The organism is Agromyces sp. NPDC055520, assembly GCF_053619715.1.
This window is the reverse complement of record NZ_JBSHJY010000014.1, coordinates 55,989-71,557: the sequence shown is the minus strand read 5'-3', so window position 1 is coordinate 71,557 and position 15,569 is coordinate 55,989. Positions and strand designations below refer to the sequence as shown.

Annotated in this window: 14 protein-coding genes; 5 read left to right on the top strand and 9 right to left on the bottom strand. The window is 71.9% G+C overall.

Annotated features, from left to right (window positions below):
* The 4 genes from ACWGST_RS08365 to hutH form a co-directional block, all read right to left on the bottom strand.
* A partial coding sequence (locus ACWGST_RS08365; RefSeq protein ID WP_452046202.1) for an amidohydrolase family protein occupies positions 1 to 386 on the bottom strand: 386 nt, incomplete at its 3' end.
* 3 nt (positions 387 to 389) lie between these two features.
* Complete coding sequence (gene hutU, locus ACWGST_RS08360) at positions 390 to 2,087, bottom strand: urocanate hydratase (RefSeq protein ID WP_452046201.1); 1,698 nt, start codon at positions 2,085 to 2,087, stop codon at positions 390 to 392.
* Positions 2,088 to 2,269: 182 nt separating this feature from the next.
* Positions 2,270 to 3,277 (bottom strand): M23 family metallopeptidase, encoded by a 1,008-nt coding sequence (locus ACWGST_RS08355; protein WP_452046200.1) that lies wholly within the window; start codon positions 3,275 to 3,277, stop codon positions 2,270 to 2,272.
* A gap of 635 nt (positions 3,278 to 3,912) precedes the next feature.
* A complete protein-coding gene (gene hutH, locus ACWGST_RS08350) occupies positions 3,913 to 5,535 on the bottom strand; it encodes a histidine ammonia-lyase (RefSeq protein ID WP_452046199.1) in 1,623 nt (540 codons plus the stop codon).
* 232 nt (positions 5,536 to 5,767) lie between these two features.
* On the opposite strand from hutH, the gene ACWGST_RS08345 reads away from it, so the two are divergent.
* Positions 5,768 to 6,547 (top strand): IclR family transcriptional regulator, encoded by a 780-nt coding sequence (locus ACWGST_RS08345; protein WP_452046198.1) that lies wholly within the window; start codon positions 5,768 to 5,770, stop codon positions 6,545 to 6,547.
* 29 nt (positions 6,548 to 6,576) lie between these two features.
* Here ACWGST_RS08345 and ACWGST_RS08340 read toward each other — a convergent pair whose 3' ends face one another.
* Both ACWGST_RS08340 and ACWGST_RS08335 read right to left on the bottom strand, forming a co-directional pair.
* Entirely contained in the window at positions 6,577 to 7,176 is a 600-nt protein-coding gene (locus ACWGST_RS08340; protein ID WP_452046197.1) for an antibiotic biosynthesis monooxygenase, read from the bottom strand.
* Positions 7,177 to 7,323: 147 nt separating this feature from the next.
* The gene (locus ACWGST_RS08335; protein WP_452046196.1) at positions 7,324 to 8,424 is read right to left on the bottom strand and encodes a VanZ family protein; all 1,101 of its coding nucleotides are present in this window, start codon (positions 8,422 to 8,424) and stop codon (positions 7,324 to 7,326) included.
* Between the two features lie 87 nt (positions 8,425 to 8,511).
* On the opposite strand from ACWGST_RS08335, the gene ACWGST_RS08330 reads away from it, so the two are divergent.
* Both ACWGST_RS08330 and ACWGST_RS08325 read left to right on the top strand, forming a co-directional pair.
* Positions 8,512 to 9,204 carry a response regulator transcription factor gene (locus tag ACWGST_RS08330; RefSeq protein ID WP_452046195.1) on the top strand — a complete coding sequence of 231 codons (693 nt, stop codon included), beginning with the start codon at positions 8,512 to 8,514 and terminating at the stop codon, positions 9,202 to 9,204.
* Entirely contained in the window at positions 9,197 to 10,270 is a 1,074-nt protein-coding gene (locus tag ACWGST_RS08325; protein WP_452046194.1) for a sensor histidine kinase, read from the top strand. The genes ACWGST_RS08330 and ACWGST_RS08325 overlap by 8 nt, the downstream gene beginning before the upstream one ends.
* Before the next feature lie 94 nt (positions 10,271 to 10,364).
* Here the strand turns inward: ACWGST_RS08325 and ACWGST_RS08320 are convergent, their stop codons facing one another.
* Both ACWGST_RS08320 and ACWGST_RS08315 read right to left on the bottom strand, forming a co-directional pair.
* Entirely contained in the window at positions 10,365 to 11,702 is a 1,338-nt protein-coding gene (locus tag ACWGST_RS08320; protein ID WP_452046193.1) for a MinD/ParA family ATP-binding protein, read from the bottom strand.
* Positions 11,703 to 11,913: 211 nt separating this feature from the next.
* Entirely contained in the window at positions 11,914 to 12,459 is a 546-nt protein-coding gene (locus ACWGST_RS08315; protein WP_452046192.1) for a helix-turn-helix domain-containing protein, read from the bottom strand.
* 88 nt (positions 12,460 to 12,547) lie between these two features.
* Here ACWGST_RS08315 and ACWGST_RS08310 point away from each other — a divergent pair, with 88 nt between their 5' ends.
* Positions 12,548 to 13,297: an ABC transporter ATP-binding protein gene (locus tag ACWGST_RS08310; protein ID WP_452046191.1), complete on the top strand. Its 750-nt coding sequence runs from the start codon at positions 12,548 to 12,550 to the stop codon at positions 13,295 to 13,297.
* Entirely contained in the window at positions 13,294 to 14,091 is a 798-nt protein-coding gene (locus ACWGST_RS08305) for an ABC transporter permease (RefSeq protein ID WP_452046190.1), read from the top strand. The genes ACWGST_RS08310 and ACWGST_RS08305 overlap by 4 nt, the downstream gene beginning before the upstream one ends.
* On the opposite strand, the gene ACWGST_RS08300 is transcribed toward ACWGST_RS08305, so the two are convergent.
* Complete coding sequence (locus tag ACWGST_RS08300) at positions 14,031 to 15,518, bottom strand: acyltransferase family protein (protein WP_452046189.1); 1,488 nt, start codon at positions 15,516 to 15,518, stop codon at positions 14,031 to 14,033. The genes ACWGST_RS08305 and ACWGST_RS08300 overlap by 61 nt on opposite strands.
* Positions 15,519 to 15,569 lie beyond the last annotated feature (51 nt).

The window sequence follows — 15,569 nt, the reverse complement described above, 5'->3', positions numbered from 1 at the left end:
ACCGTCGAGCGGATGCCGCCGGCCTCGTAGCGCTGCCCGGCCATGCGCGCGGCGAACTCGGCAGCGCGGTCGCCGCCGAAGACGAGGTGCGAGTGGCTGTCGACGAAGCCGGGAATCACGGCCCGGCCGCCGGCGTCGACGACCTCGACCTCGGCATCCCAGACGGAGCGGTGCTCGTCGCCGTCGCGGCGGTCCTCGCGTTCGGTGCGCCGCTCGAGTCGCTCGGCGACTCGTTCGTCGGCGTGCGTCGCCGTGCCGACCCATGCGATGCGGTCGTCGTCGACGAGCACGGCGGCGTCGCGCACGATGCCGAGCGGGCCGCCCTCGCGACCCGGCGCCGGGTCGTTCGTCACGAGTTCGCCGATGTTGGTCAGCAGCATGCGCATCCGTCAGCCCTCGAGCATCGGCACGCGCAGCCCGCGCTCGCGAGCGACCTCGACCGCGCGGTCGTAGCCCGCGTCGACGTGACGCATGACGCCGGTGCCCGGGTCGTTCACGAGCACGCGGGCGATCTTCTCTGCCGCGAGCTCGGTGCCGTCGGCGACGATCACCTGGCCGGCGTGGATCGATCGGCCGATGCCGACGCCGCCGCCGTGGTGGATCGAGACCCAGGTCGCGCCCGACGCGGTGTTCAGCAGCGCGTTGAGCAGGGGCCAGTCGGCGATCGCGTCGGAGCCGTCGGCCATCGCCTCGGTCTCGCGGTACGGGCTCGCGACCGAGCCCGAGTCGAGGTGGTCGCGGCCGATGACCACGGGTGCGCTCAGCTCGCCCGAGGCGACCATCTCGTTGAACTTCAGCCCGGCGAGGTGGCGTTCTTTGTAGCCCAGCCAGCAGATGCGTGCGGGCAGGCCCTCGAAGTGCACCTTCTCGCCGGCCTGGGTGATCCAGCGGCGCAGGTGCTCGTCGTCGGGGAAGAGCTCGAGGATGGCGCGGTCGGTCGCGGCGATGTCGGCCGGGTCGCCCGAGAGGGCCGCCCAGCGGAACGGGCCCTTGCCCTCGGCGAAGAGCGGGCGGATGTAAGCGGGCACGAAGCCGGGGAACGCGAACGCGCGGTCGTGCGCGAGCCCGCCGAGCTCCGCCTCGCGGCGGATCGAGTTGCCGTAGTCGAAGACCTCGGCGCCGGCATCCTGGAATCCGACCATCGCGGCGACCTGCTTGGCCATCGACGCGCGGGCGCGATCGGTGAACGCCTCGGGATCCCGCTCCGCCTCGGCGTGCCAGTCCTCGAAGGGGACGCCGACGGGCAGGTAGGAGAGCGGGTCGTGCGCGCTCGTCTGGTCGGTCACGATGTCGACCACCACCTCACCCGCGCGATGGCGCAGGAGCAGCTCGCCGAAGATCAGGGCGGCGTTGCCGACCACCCCGACGGACCTCGCCTCGCCGGCGTCTTTCGCCGCGACGACCCGGGCGAGCGCCTCGTCGAGGTCGGTGGTGTACTCGTCGAGGTAGCCGTGCTCGACGCGTCGGCGCAGGCGCGACTCGTCGACGTCGACGATGAGCACGGCACCGCCGTTCATGGTGACGGCGAGCGGCTGCGCGCCGCCCATGCCGCCGCAGCCGCCGGTGAGCGTCAGGGTGCCGGCCAGGCTGCCGCCGAAGCGGGAACGGGCGATCGCGCCGAACGTCTCGTAGGTGCCCTGCAGGATGCCCTGCGTGCCGATGTAGATCCACGAGCCGGCCGTCATCTGCCCGTACATCGTGAGGCCCTGCTGCTCGAGCCTCCGGAACTCGGGCCACGTCGCCCAGTCGCCCACGAGGTTCGAGTTCGCGATGAGCACGCGCGGCGCCCACTCGTGCGTGCGGAACACGCCGACGGGCTTGCCCGACTGCACGAGCAGCGTCTCGTCGGCCTCGAGGCCCTCGAGCGTGCGCACGATCGCGTCGAACGACTCCCAGTTGCGGGCCGCCTTGCCCGTGCCGCCGTAGACGACGAGGTCGTCGGGGCGCTCGGCGACCTCGGGGTCGAGGTTGTTCATGAGCATGCGCAGCGGCGCCTCGGTCTGCCAGCTCTTCGCCGTGAGTTCGGTGCCGCGGGCGGCGCGAACGGTGCGGGGTCCGGCGGGTGCTGCGATGGGTGCTTCGGTCATGTTCCGATGCTCGCGCACCGGGCGACCGCAGACAACGGATGTCGCGTGGCCGATGTCTGGGGTACCAGACGAGGACGACGCCCTCGCCTGGCGTTGGAACCGCATACAGGATGAGAGCGCAAGCACCCCTCTCACCGAGTAGTGGCGCTCGTCTCATCCTGCACTTGAGGATGAGCCCCGGTTCAGCCGAGCCTGATGCCGCGGGCCGCCATGAACGGCACTGCATCGACCGCGGTGCCGTCGAGCCGCACCTCGAAGTGCAGGTGGCACCCGGTCGAGGCGCCCGTGCTGCCCACGGTGCCGATCAGCTGACCGGCCGCGACGGTGTCGCCGGGGTTCACGAGGATGCCGCCGTCGGAGAGGTGCGCGTACCCGGTCGAGACGCTCGCACCGTGATCGAGCAGGATCCAGTTGCCGTAGCTGCCGCTCGCGCGCGCTTCGACGACGATGCCGCCGGTCGCGGCGAACACCGGTGAGCCGCAGCTCGCCGCGACATCCGTGCCGCGGTGGAATTCGTTGACGCCGGCGATCGGCTTGTTCGGTCGCGGACCGAAGCCGTCGGTCTGGCGACCCGTGACGGGGGGAGCCCAGCCCTGCTCGCTCAATTGCCCGGCGTCGCGCGGCAGGGAGTCGATCAGCGAGACGCTCGTGGCCGCGACGCGGGCACGCAGCCCCGAGAGGTCGTCGCGAGCGGCAGCCACGGCGCGCTCGGCCGTGGCGACTGCGGCCTCGGCCGCGTCGACGGGCACGGCGTCGACCTCTGCCCAGGCGTCGGTTGCGCGCTCTTCGGCGACGTCTGCCTCGGTCGCGCGCTTCTCGGCGATCTTCTGCAGCTTCTCGGCGTCGCCCGTGATCTGGTCGACGCGTGCGACGCCGCTGAGGCCGGCCAGCAGGTCTTTGCCCGAGCCGAAGACCGCGGCCATCGACGAGAGCGAGGAGTCGCCGCCGCGCGAGGCGGCGAAGGCGATCGCACCGGCGGCGTCGGCATCGGCGCGAGCCTCGTCGGCCTGCTCTTGCAGCTGTACGGCGAGCGCGCGGGCGACGGTGCGCGTCGACCGCGCGGTCTCGAGTTCGGCTTCGGCGGTGCGGAGCGCGGTGGTCGCGCGGTCGAGCGCGGTGCGCGCCGCGAGCAGCGAGCCGAGTTGCGGGTCGACGCCGCTCGAGATGCGTGCGTAGGGGCCGCTGCCCACGAGCAGCGGAGCCTTCGGTGCGGCGACCGGTGCCGAGGGAGCGGCGGGTACCGGAGGCTGGGTCGGCGGGGGACTCTGGGTCGGCGGGTCGGTCGGTGCGGGTGTCTCTGACGGTTGCGGGGTCTCGGTCGGTGCGGGTGTCTCTGTCGGTGCGGGTGTCTCTGTCGGCAGGGGAGTCTCGGTCGGTGCGGGCGTCTCCGACGGTTGGGGTGTCTCGGTCGGTTCGTCGGTCGGCGTCCCCGTGGCGTCACCTGTACCCGAATCCGGCGCGGCCCCCGAATCACCTGTCGTACCGGCCGTCGCCACCGTCGCGTCTGTCGTGGACCCGACGATCTCTTCTGCTGACGCCGCGGTGATACCCGAGATTCCGAGCACGATGGCAGTCGCCGCGGCGGCGATGACGAACCCGTCGGGCCGAGTGCGTCGCACTCGGGGCGGGTCGTGCAGGCCGGGCTTTCGTTGCATCAGCGACATAGGGTTCCGTTCGCAGGCCGGCTTCGGGGCCGACTCCTCACCCAGTCTCTCAGCGGAGGCATGGCAGCACAACTCCCGTCCGTGCCGATCGCGCGCCCTCTTCGGGGTACATCGCGATCGGACCCGCTCGAGCGACGTCTGTCACTCGAGCGCCGCGCCCGTCAGTCCAGTGAGATGCCGCCCGCCGACGTCGCCGCGGCGAGGACCTCGCCCTGCGCGACCAGCCCGGTGATCGCCTCGATCTCGGGGGAGAGGAACCGGTCGGGCCCCGGCACCGCGCCGGTCTCGGCGACGAGCGAGACGACGGCCCCGGTCGCCGGGCCCGGCACGAGCGGCGCCCGCAGTGCGAGGCCGCGCGCGGCGGTCATGACCTCGATCGCGAGCACCCGGGTGAGTCCGTCGATCGAGCGTCGCAGCTTGCGCGCGGCGGCCCAACCCATCGACACGTGGTCCTCCTGCATCGCCGACGACGGGATCGAGTCGACGGATGCCGGCACCGCGAGCCGCTTGAGTTCGGAGACGATGCCCGCCGCGGTGTACTGCGCGATCATGAGCCCCGAGTCGACGCCGACCTCGTGCGCGAGGAAGGGCGGCAGCCCCTGGTTGCGCGCGCGGTCGAGGAACCGGTCGGTGCGCCGCTCCGACATCGACGCGACATCCGCCACCGCGATCGCGAGGAAGTCGAGCACGTACGCGACCGGCGCACCGTGGAAGTTGCCGTTGGACTCGACGCGCCCGTCGAGCGTCAGCACCGGGTTGTCGACGGCGCTCGCGAGCTCGGCATCGGCGACGGATGCCGCGTGGCCGACCGTGTCCCGTGCGGCGCCGTGCACCTGCGGGGCGCAGCGCAGCGAGTAGGCGTCTTGCACGCGCGTGCACTCGGGGCCCTTGTGGCTCGCGACGATGGGGGAGTCGGCGAGCAGTCGCCGCAGGTTCGATGCCGAGATCGCCTGCCCCCGCTGCGGGCGGAGGGCGTGCAGGTCGGCGGCGAACACCGCGTCGGTGCCCATGAGGCCCTCGACGCTCATCGCGGCGGCGACGTCGGCGGTGGTCAGCAGCATCCGCAGGTCGTCGATCGCGAGCGCGAGCATGCCGAGCATGCCGTCGGTGCCGTTGATGAGGGCGAGGCCCTCTTTCTCGCCGAGTCGGAGCGGGGTGATGCCGGCGGCGGAGAGGGCGCTCGCGGCATCCGCCACCGCGCCGACCGTGTCGGTCGGGCTCGTCGCGACGCGCACGTCCCCCTCGCCCATGGCCACGAGCGCGCAGTGCGCGAGCGGCGCGAGGTCGCCCGAGCAGCCGAGCGAGCCGTACTCCCGCACGACGGGCGTGATGCCCGCGTTCAGAATGGCCGCGTAGGTCTCGGCGGTCTCGCGGCGCACGCCCGTGCGACCGGTCATGAGGGTCGACAGGCGCAGCAGCATGAGGGCGCGCACGACCTCGCGCTCGACCTCGGCGCCCGAGCCGGCGGCGTGCGAGCGCACGAGGCTCGCCTGCAGCTGGGCGCGGCGGTCTTCGGCGATGAACGTCGTGGCGAGCGCGCCGAATCCCGTCGAGATGCCGTAGTGCGGCTCGGGGTCCGCGGCGAGGCCCTCGACGATCGCACGGCTCGCGGCGACGCCGTCGAGCGCGACCGGGTCGAGCACGACGGATGCCCCGTGGCGGGCGACCGCCACGACGTCGTCGATGCTCAGCGAGCCGACGCCGACGCCGACGGTGACGGCACCGGGCTGAGCCGGGCGGTGGGATGCCGCGGCGCGCGCGGGTGCGGGGGCGTTGCTGCTCATGCCTTCGATTCCACACGGCCCGCGCTCGCGCGGGAAGCATCCACACCGCACCTCCGTCCGGTATCCCAGACGGAGCGTAGGCTGGCGTCCGTACCGACCTTCAATTCCGCCGAACGGGCAGTTGATGCCGCCACATCGCCGATGAGGCGACCACAACTGCCCGTTCGACGAAATCGGTGGAGGCGGGAGATGAGCGGGATGAGCGGGGTCGGGGATGAGTGGGATGGACGGCATGCAGCAGTCGAAGGTGCCGGCGGCCGACCAAACGCTCGCGGTGCTCACGTACCTCGCGGCGCAGCGCGGGCCGGTGCCGGCCGCGACCGTCGCCACCGCCCTCGGCATCCCGCGCTCGACGGTCTACCACCTGCTCGCCGTCATGCAGGAGCGCGGCTTCGTCGTGCACCTGCCCGAAGAACGCCGCTACGGCCTCGGCATCGCCGCGTTCGAGCTCTCGAGCGGCTTCTCGCGCCAGCAGCCGCTCGCCCGCCTGGGCCGGCCGCTCGTCGCGGCGCTCGTCGACCGCCTCGGCGAGAGCGGGCACCTCGCGGTGCTGCACGGGCGCGACGTGCTCTACCTCGTCGAGGAGCGCGCCCCGCGGCGCCCGTCGCTCGTCACCGACGTCGGCGTGCGGCTGCCCGCGCACCTCACCGCGACCGGGCGGGCGATGCTCGCCGTGCTGCCGCCCGCGCAACTCCGCGCCCTCTATCCCGATCGTGCCGCGTTCGCCGCACGCGGCATCGACGGGGCCGGGGATGCCGCGGAGTGGAGCTACGGCCGACTGAAACGCGTGCTCGCGACCGTGCGCGACGCGGGCTTCGCCGCGGAAGACGGCGAGGTCACGGGCGGCCTCGCCTCGGTCGGCGTCGCGGTGCTCGACCATCTCGGATGGCCCGCAGCTGCGATCGCCGTCACGTATCCCGATGACGCACAGCCCGGCCTGCAGGAGCAAGCCGTCGCGGGGGTGCGCGACGCGGCGGCGTCGCTCTCACGGCGCATCCGCGGCATCCGCTGAACTGACGCCGGTACTCCTCGGCCGGTCGGTCAGCGCGGTTGCGGCGCGAGCCAGCGGCGCAGCATCCGCGTGACGAACGGCAGCGCCCAGAACGTCATGATCGGCGTGAGCAGCAGGGTCGTGCCAAGCACCTTCCACACGACCGCGAGCTCGTCCCAGCCGGGCACGAACGAGGTCACGAGCAGGGTGAACACGAGGTTCACGGGGAAGAAGCCGAGCCAGATGGTCACGGCCTGCTTCCACCTCGGCGGTGCAGGCGGCAGATCATCGAGCTGAGCGGATGCGGCGGCATCCGGCGCCGCTACCGAACCCGTCGCCGGGTCGTCGAACCAGCCCTCGATGCCGGTGCGTCGCCTGCTGCGCTCCGAGCGCACGAAGCCCTCGCCCATCGAGAGCCACCAGGTGCGCTCGGCCGAGCGCTCCCACGCCTCGAGGGTCGCTTCGCTCGCGAAGCGGTAGAGCATGTGCCAGATCTGCGAGCCCTCGCCCGCGCGCACCCAGCCCGAGCCGAGGAATCCCGGGTACTTGGCGGCGAGGTTGACGCCGGTCTGCACCCAGGCCGTCGCTTCGGCGATGCGCTCGGGGTCGACCTCGCGCCGAATGGAGACGGTGATCGGTTCGCTCGTCATGGGCCACCCCCGGGGGCTCTGGTACCTGCGAATTCTGTTCGCGACACTCGGTGAAACGACGAGGTCTCGGGATCACCGAGCGCCTCGTCGGTCTTCGAGTGTAGGTCAGCGGAGGTTTCCGGCCGATTTCACCGTGTCATCCTGCGCTCACCATCCTGCGCTCGCATCGCTCAGCTGCGCCGGACACTCGCCGCCCGGTTCGGTCGCGAGTTCGAAGTGCCACATCTCGTTCGCATAGGTCTGGCACAGACCGTAGTCGGAGCCGTGCTGGCTCAGCCAGCTGTTCGCATCCGTTCGCCCGATGTCGACCGCCTCGCCCGTCACGTGCTTCGATGTCTCGGGCGACGAGACGAAGCGTCGCGCCTCCTCGAGGCTGCCGTACTCGATCACGGCGGCATCCAGCAGCGACTGCTGGTAGGCGGCGCTGCGCCAACCGTTCGTCACGACGAACTCGTAGCCGTCGGCGATCGCCGCGCGCGCGGCGTCCTGCATGGCGGCTCGCAGCCCTGGTTCGAGGCCGGATATCGCCGGCAGCTCGTCGGCGAACGGCGACACGGACTCGCCCTCCTCGATGAATCCGTCGGCCGCGCCGAACGTCGAATCGGATCCGTCGCTCCCCATCGAGCGGATCAGAGCGTCGCCGGAGAGCCCGTGCGAAGCGGGTCGCATGGGGGGATAGTGCAGGGGCGAGGCGGCGAAGGCGGCCGCGGCGAGCAGCAGGACCACGACGCCCACTGCGCAGATCCGCGTCATGACGACGGTGGTCGAGTCGCGGAGCCGGCGGCGAGCCAGCGCGAACACCGCGAGCCCGACCAGGCTCCCGGCGGTGTTGGCGATGAGGTCGGAGACATCCGCGACGCCGAGGGCGGCTGCGTACTGCGCGCATTCCAGCGCGAGACTCACGCCCGCGGCCGCACCGGCGACCTTCCACCAAGGCCACGACGGTGCGAGGAGGCGGAGGAAGAGTCCGAACGGGATGAAGAGCAGCACGTTCGCGACGACCTCGGCGGGGGCGCTCGACCCGGCCGTCGACGTCGAGACGAACGGAACGAGCTTGAGATCGCGCGGGAAGCCGACATCGCCGAGGTGCGGCGCTTCGAGTCGCCACAGCACGATCCAGACGAGCAGGGCGAGATAGCCGACGAGCCCGAAACGGCCCAGCCGGTCGGTCGAGCGGATGCCGCTCCGGTGCACGCCGATGGCGTCGGCCGGGGCATCCGTCGTCGTCTGCTGGTGCGCTCGAGTCATGCCGCCAGTCAACGCGGGCCGATGTTGCCATCGCGTATGCGGGTTTCGATACACGGAGGATACGTGCCGATTCGTAGCATCGAGAGCATGCGCGTGCTGATCGTCGAAGACGAGCCCTTTCTGGCTGAGGCGATCCGAGACGGATTGCGCCTCGAGGCGATCGCGGCCGACATCGCCGGTGACGGCGACGTCGCACTGGAACTGCTGAGCATCAACAGCTACGACATCGCCGTGCTCGACCGCGACATCCCCGGCCCGTCGGGCGATGAGGTCGCGAGACGCATCGTCGCGTCCGGCAGCGGCATGCCGATCCTGATGCTCACCGCGGCCGACCGGCTCGACGACAAGGCCACCGGGTTCGAGCTCGGCGCCGACGACTACCTCACGAAACCGTTCGAGCTCCGGGAGCTCGTGCTGCGACTCAGGGCGCTCGACCGGCGGCGCGCGCACAGCAGGCCGCCCGTGCGGGAGATCGCCGGCCTGCGTCTGGATCCGTTCCGCCGCGAGGTCTACCGCGACGATCGCTACGTCGCGCTCACCCGCAAGCAGTTCGCGGTGCTCGAGGTGCTCGTCGCCGCCGAGGGCGGCGTGATCAGCGCCGAGGAGCTGCTCGAGCGCGCGTGGGACGAGAACGCGGACCCGTTCACGAACGCGGTGCGCATCACGGTTTCCGCACTCCGCAAGCGACTCGGCGAGCCATGGCTGATCGTCACGGTGCCCGGCGTCGGGTATCGCATCGACACGGCACCGGCCGGCGACGAAGGGGCAGCGCGTGGCTAGGGCGCCCGGGCCCAGCGTCCGACTCAAGCTCGCCGTGAGCTACGCGGGATTCCTGATGCTCGCGAGCACGCTGCTGCTCGCGGCGGTGTGGCTCTTCCTGCTGCGCTACGTTCCGGCGCGTGCCAGCAACACCATCGCCGGATTCGTTCCCGGCCGCGACGACCTCATCCGCGCGTTCGGCCCGGCGGTGGCCTGGGTGCTGCTGTTCCTCCTCGTGTTCGGCCTCGTCGGAGGGTGGTTCCTCGCCGGTCGCATGCTCGTGCCGTTGGCCCGGATCACGGATGCCACGCGCAGGGCCGCGAACGGATCGCTCTCGCACCGGATCGAGATGACGGGTCGCGGCGACGAGTTCCGAGAGCTCGCCGACAGCTTCGACGCCATGCTCGAACGGCTCGAAGCGCACGTCGCCGAGCAGCAGCGCTTCGCCGCGAACGCCTCGCACGAGTTGCGCACGCCGCTCGCGATTACGCAGACGCTCCTCGAAGTCGCTCGCAACGATCCGAAGGGCGTCTCCGCCGAACTCGTCGAGCGCCTGCTCGCCGTCAACACTCGCGCGATCAACCTCACCGAAGCGCTGCTCCTGCTCAGCCGCGCCGACCAGCGCTCGTTCAGGCCGGAGCGCGTCGATCTCTCACTCCTGACGGAGGAGGCCGCCGAGACGCTCCTGCCGCTCGCCGAGCAGCGCGGCATCGAGATCCGGAACTCGGGAGAGATCACGCCCGTGACCGGGTCGCATCCGCTCCTCCTGCAGATGACGACGAACCTGCTGCACAACGCGATCGTCCACAACCTGCCGGAGCACGGCACCGTGTGGCTGAGCAGCGTCGTGAGCGGAGCGACGGCGGTGCTCACGGTCGAGAACACCGGCGAACAGCTCACCCCGGAGCTGACCGCGACGCTCACCGAACCGTTCCGACGCGGTAGCGAACGCCTGCACACCGGCGGCGTCGGCCTCGGCCTCGCCATCGTCCAGAGCATCGCCCGCGCGCACGACGGAACGCTCACGCTCACCCCGCGCGCCGGCGGCGGATTGCGGATCACCGTGGAACTGCCCGCGGGAGCATGAGCGCCCGGCTGCCCGGCCTCCCGTCCCCGGCCGCCCGGCCGGTGCGGGACGGCCGCCGCAGGCGATGCCGAGGCCGGGGCGGCCGGTCGGGTGCTCAGAGCTGGTCGGCGACCACGGCGGCAGCGGTGAGCCACGCGTCGTGCGTCGCGGGCGACAGCGCGTCGAAGTCGATCGTGCCGCCGTCGACGAGCGCGGCGTCGTAGGGGATCGTCGTCACGGCTGCCGTCAGCGCACCGAAGTGATCGGCGAGGCGCTGCTCGAGTTCGCGGTCGGGCTTCTCCGACGGCGAGGTCAGAATCGTCACGGCCCGGTCGACCTTGTCGCCGAAGCCCTTCTCGGCGAGCCCGTCGAGCAGCCACGCCGCGCTCGCCGCGGTGTCCTCGCGCACCGTCGAGACGATCACGAGCTGATCGGCGGCGGCCACGGCCGCGACCCAGTTCGAGGCGCGCATGTTGTTGCCGGTGTCGACGACGAGCAGGCGGTAGTACCGCGAGAGCGTGCGGTGCAGCCGGTCGAACGCGGCGTCGTCGATGGTGGATGTCGCGGCGGCATCCTCATCGGAGGCGAGCACGTCGAAGCGCGCGTCGACCTGCGTGCGCACGTAGTCGTCGAGTTGGCTGAGGCTCGCGACACTCGGGTTCTCGAACTGTTCGAGGTCGCCCAGGAGGTCGACGGCGGTGCGGTGATGCGGGGTGTGCTGTGCTCGCCAGCCGAGCGTGCCGCGCGTCTCGTTGTTGTCCCAGGCGAGCGTCGAGCCGCCGCGGAGCTTGCCGAACGTCGCGGCGAGCAGCAGTGTGCTCGTGGTCTTGTGGGCGCCGCCCTTCGGGTTCAGCACGACGATCGTGCGCGGGCCGTCGAGCCGCTTCTGCACGCGGTTCGTCTGGTCGTGGCGGGTCTGCTCGGTCGCGCTCGGCTTCGGCGAGATCAGGCCGCCGCTCAGGCGGCGCACGCGGCCCTGCCACCCGGTCGTGGCCTTCAGCGGGCGCACGCGAGGCCGGCTGGCGAGCAGGTCTTCGACCGTGGGGCGGTGCGCCCTGGGCTCCGCGGGCGAGGTCGCCGGCGCAGCCGGCAGGGGCGATGCAGCGGACACGGGCGGGGCGGCAGGGATGCCGGCCGGAATCGTCGGGATCGGTGCGGTCGAGGTCGGGCGGGGTGCGGCGGCCTCGACGACGAGACCGGTCGGAGCCTCGGTGACCCGGCCATCGGGTTCGACGGTGAGCGTCCAGTGCGAGGAGTCGTCGATGAGCGATGCGGTCGCCGCGATGCCGAGGCGCTGCGCGCGCTCCTGCACGAACGCGACGACGCGGTCGCGCAGTGCGTCGCCATTGCTCGCCCGGATTCCGAACACGGCGCCGTCGGCATGGACGTCGGCTTCGGTGGTCGAGGTCAGGAACACCGTGACGCCGTCGTGCGTGTTGATCGAAGTGGACAACAGATTCCCCCATAGCCGTGCGTCGGTCGACGAGGGCGGGCCTGCTGCATGCAGTGGCAGCCACGTCGGTGCCGCGCGACGAAACGCGAGCGCTTGCGCGTCGCCGGCCGTTCCCCCGCGGATCAGTCTACGTTCCCGCCCCATTCGTCGCGACGCGGCGCCGGCTCGTCGTGAGGGGCTCGGCCGAGGTGCTCGGTCCCTTTGCTCGGAATCAGGCGCGAGGTGCGGCGCCGTCGGTCGGGATGAGCGCCGTCGCGAGCGTGACCGTGCGGCGCTCGCCGCCCGTAGCGGTCAGGTAGGGCGCAAGCAACTCGCCGAGCCCCGTCTGGATCGTGGCCAGATCGTCGGCTGTGACGTGCAGGGTCGTCTCGCCGAACCCGAGGAAGTCGCGGAAAGCCGGGTCGTCGGCGGAGCTGGCCCGGTCGAAGCTCTCGCCCAGGTGGGCGAGGAAGGTGAGGAAGGCCTGCTGCAGCTCGCGCGCGCCCATCTCGAGCAGTTCGTCGTGGTCGACGTGCGCCATGCGCTCGCCGAGCGCGAAGGTGCGCTCGATGGCCCCGCGCACCCGGCGCTCGTCCACGACGGTGAGCACGTCGGCGTCGACGAGGGCGGCGATGTGCCGATAGAGCGTCGCCTGCGCCACGTCGGGCAGGGCGTCGCGCAGGCTCGCGGTCGTGACCTCGCGCGTGCCCACCTGCTGGATGATGCGGAGCCGCACGGGGTGCATGACGACGTCGGCGATGGGCGACGGCTTGCGCATCTGGCCTCCAGCTGATTATTCTCATCGTGAGAACATTCTCATTGTTCTCATCCGAGTATGCCACCCCGGAACCGAAGGGATCCACTCCATGATGACCGCCCAGATCGAGGTACGCGGCCTCGCCAAGCGCATCGGCGCCGTCGAGGCCGTGCGCGATGCGAGCTTCGTCGCGAAGGCCGGCCGGGTCACCGGGTTCCTCGGCCCGAACGGCGCCGGCAAGTCGACGACGCTCCGGATGCTGCTGGGACTGACCCGTCCCGACGCCGGCACGGCGCTCATCGGAGGCATCCGGTACCGAGACCTCGCCGACCCGAGCGGCACCGTCGGCGCAGTGCTCGACGTCGCCGGGGCGCACCCGGCGATGACGGCCCGTGGTCACCTCCGCAGCTTCGCCGCGCTCGGCGGGCACCGGGTCGAACGCGTCGTGCGCGTCGCCGAGCTCACGGGCATCGCCGAGTACCTCGATCGCCGTGTCGGTTCCTTCTCCACGGGCATGCGGCAGCGGCTCGCCCTCGCGACCGCCCTGCTCGGAGCCCCCGACGTGCTCGTGCTCGACGAGCCGTCGAACGGACTCGATCCGGCGGGCATCGTGTGGTTGCGCACCTTCCTGCGCGACTTCGCGCAGCACGGCGGCACCGTGCTGCTCTCGAGCCACGTGCTCACCGAACTGCAGCACGGCATCGACGACCTCGTGCTGATCGATCGCGGGCGCACCACGTGGACCGGGCCGCTCTCGGCGTTCACCCACCGCGGCACGAGCCTCGAAGCCGCGTTCCTCGAACTCACCTCGGGCGAGACCGTCTCGGCGACCGCCGCCATCGAAGGGATCCGCGCATGACCCGCCTGCTCCGCGGGGAGTTCACCAAGCTCCTCGTCACCCGTCTCCCGCTCTGGTCGCTCCTGGCCGCCGCCTGCGGCGGCGGCGGACTGACCGGCCTGCTGGCGCTCATCGGCCCCGAGAACGCGACGCCGCCGCTGCCCGGGCTCGACACCGCAGAGGGCGTCGGCATCGTCGTCGGCATGAGCGGCCTGCTGCTCTTCGTTCCGGCGCTCATCGGAACGATCGCGGTCACCGGCGAGTACCGCCACCGCACGATCGGCACGACCTTCCTGACGGTGCCGCGCCGCGGCCGGGTGCTCGCGGCCAAGCTCGTCGTCTTCGGTGCGCTGGGCGTCGCCTACGGACTCGTCTCGTCGCTGTTCGCCGGCCTCGCCGTCGTGGCGGGCGCCGCGGTGCAGCGAGTGGAGCTCGGCGTGCCGGCCGGCGAACTCGCCGCGCTGCTCGCGAGGCTCGCACTCGCGGCCGCCGTCTACATGGTGCTCGGCGTTGCGATCGGCGCGCTCGCCCGCAACCAGCTGCTCGCGGTCGGCATCGTGCTCGGCTACTTCTACTTCCTCGAGCACGTGCTGATGATCATCCCCGGGGTCAATGCGATCCACCCGTACCTGCCCGGCGGGGCGACCGCGGCGCTGACGGACTTCACGTTCCTCGGCGACGCGATCGCCGAGCAGCTGCCGATGGCTGCCGTGTCGACGACAACCCCGCTCATGGGCGCGCTCGTGCTGCTCGGCTACGCGGCCGTGGCGGCCTGGCTCGCGATCGCCATCCCGCTGCGCCGCGACCTGCGCTGATCCCTGGCGGCACCGGCCGTCACGGAGGCCTTGGCGAGCATCGCCGAGAACGCTCCCGCGACGGTCGTGCTGCCGAACAACGCGACGGTCAGGAGCACGAGCGAGACGACCGCCTGCGCCGGGCCGAAGCCGGTGACGAGCACGACGGCCACGCCGGCCACCCCGCAGACGGCGTCGAGGACCGTCGATCGGGTCGACCGGGTCGATCGGGTCGACCGGGTGGGGAGTGCCGGGCGAGCAGGCGCCGGAGTCGCGCCGGCCGCGGGGCGCCCCGCCCCGCGCCGCGCCCGCTCGAACGGTGCGAACACGAGCGTCGCGACGGTGACCGCGGCGGCCGCAGTGCTCAGCCACAGGGGACGCGTCGCCCACCAGTCGGCGCTCATCGGCTCGGGCAGCGCGAGACCGAGTCCGGCGTTCGCGACGAGGAGCCCGCCGGCGAGCGCCACGAGCACGGGCATATGCCAGAGGTAGACCGTCATCGCGCGCTCGCCGACGGCCGAGACGAGCCGCGAGGCATCCGCTCGCTGCACCCAGGCCCTGATGCGCGGGCGCGCCAGCTGGAAGAGTGCGAGCTGCGCGACGCCGAGCACGACGAGGCAGACGGTCGGCGGGTTGAGGTTCACATACATGTCGGGCGAGTACGGCCCGCCGAGCGTCATCACGGCGAGCAGTGCGAGCGCGCCGGCGGCGATCGACCAGAGGGTGGCGGGCGAGAGACGGTCGAGCGAGCCGTCGGCGAGGTGGAAGCCGAGCTGCTGCACGAGGAGCCACACGAGCAGGAGGTTGAGGAACCCGATGCCCTCGAGCCCCGTCGTGAACCGCAGCACGTCGACCGCGACGACACCGGCGAGCAGGGCGAGCGGCGTCAGCACCCGGGCACGCTCGTGCGCGCCCACCATGAGCGGCACGAGCGCCGAAGTCGCGAGGTAGACGCCGAGGAACCACAGGGGCTGACCGATGCGGAACCCCGCCGTGGCCACGAGCTCCGGGGGGAGTCCGGCGAGCGAGAGTGCTACGAGGGCGGCGGCGACCACGGTGACGAGCACGATCGCCGGCCGCACGAGTCGCTCGAGCCGGGCTCGCACGTAGTCGGTGCCACTCGAGCCCCTGGCCCGCATCGAGCGCCAGTGGTGGAAGCTCGAGAACCCGCCCGCGATGAAGAACAGCGGCATGATCTGCACGACCCAGCTGACCGCCGCGAACCACGCCTGACCCTCGAGTGCGTTCTCGAGCACGGGGCCGTCGGCGCCGACGCTCACGCCGACCATCATCGCGTGCAGCGCGAAGACCACCGCGAGCAGCACCACTCGGATCACGTCGACGCTCGAATCGCGGGCGACGGGAGGAGACGGGCGAGCGGATGTCGCGGCGCCGTGCCCGGTCAGGGGTGAGTGTCGCCCGGCCGCGGGTGCGAGTACGTCGGTCATGACCGCCTCCATCCGGGCGGTCCGTCCGCCCTCGCAGGAAGGTTAGGAAGC

Excerpts from the sequence above, each read along its gene's own strand:
- hutU (WP_452046201.1), bottom strand. The coding sequence starts at position 2,087 with ATGACCGAAGCACCCATCGCAGCACCCGCCGGACCCCGCACCGTTCGC.
- hutH (WP_452046199.1), bottom strand. The coding sequence starts at position 5,535 with ATGAGCAGCAACGCCCCCGCACCCGCGCGCGCCGCGGCATCCCACCGC.
- ACWGST_RS08345 (WP_452046198.1), top strand. The coding sequence starts at position 5,768 with ATGCAGCAGTCGAAGGTGCCGGCGGCCGACCAAACGCTCGCGGTGCTC.
- ACWGST_RS08340 (WP_452046197.1), bottom strand. The coding sequence starts at position 7,176 with ATGACGAGCGAACCGATCACCGTCTCCATTCGGCGCGAGGTCGACCCC.
- ACWGST_RS08335 (WP_452046196.1), bottom strand. The coding sequence starts at position 8,424 with ATGACTCGAGCGCACCAGCAGACGACGACGGATGCCCCGGCCGACGCC.
- ACWGST_RS08330 (WP_452046195.1), top strand. The coding sequence starts at position 8,512 with ATGCGCGTGCTGATCGTCGAAGACGAGCCCTTTCTGGCTGAGGCGATC.
- ACWGST_RS08315 (WP_452046192.1), bottom strand. The coding sequence starts at position 12,459 with ATGCGCAAGCCGTCGCCCATCGCCGACGTCGTCATGCACCCCGTGCGG.
- ACWGST_RS08310 (WP_452046191.1), top strand. The coding sequence starts at position 12,548 with ATGATGACCGCCCAGATCGAGGTACGCGGCCTCGCCAAGCGCATCGGC.
- ACWGST_RS08305 (WP_452046190.1), top strand. The coding sequence starts at position 13,294 with ATGACCCGCCTGCTCCGCGGGGAGTTCACCAAGCTCCTCGTCACCCGT.
- ACWGST_RS08300 (WP_452046189.1), bottom strand. The coding sequence starts at position 15,518 with ATGACCGACGTACTCGCACCCGCGGCCGGGCGACACTCACCCCTGACC.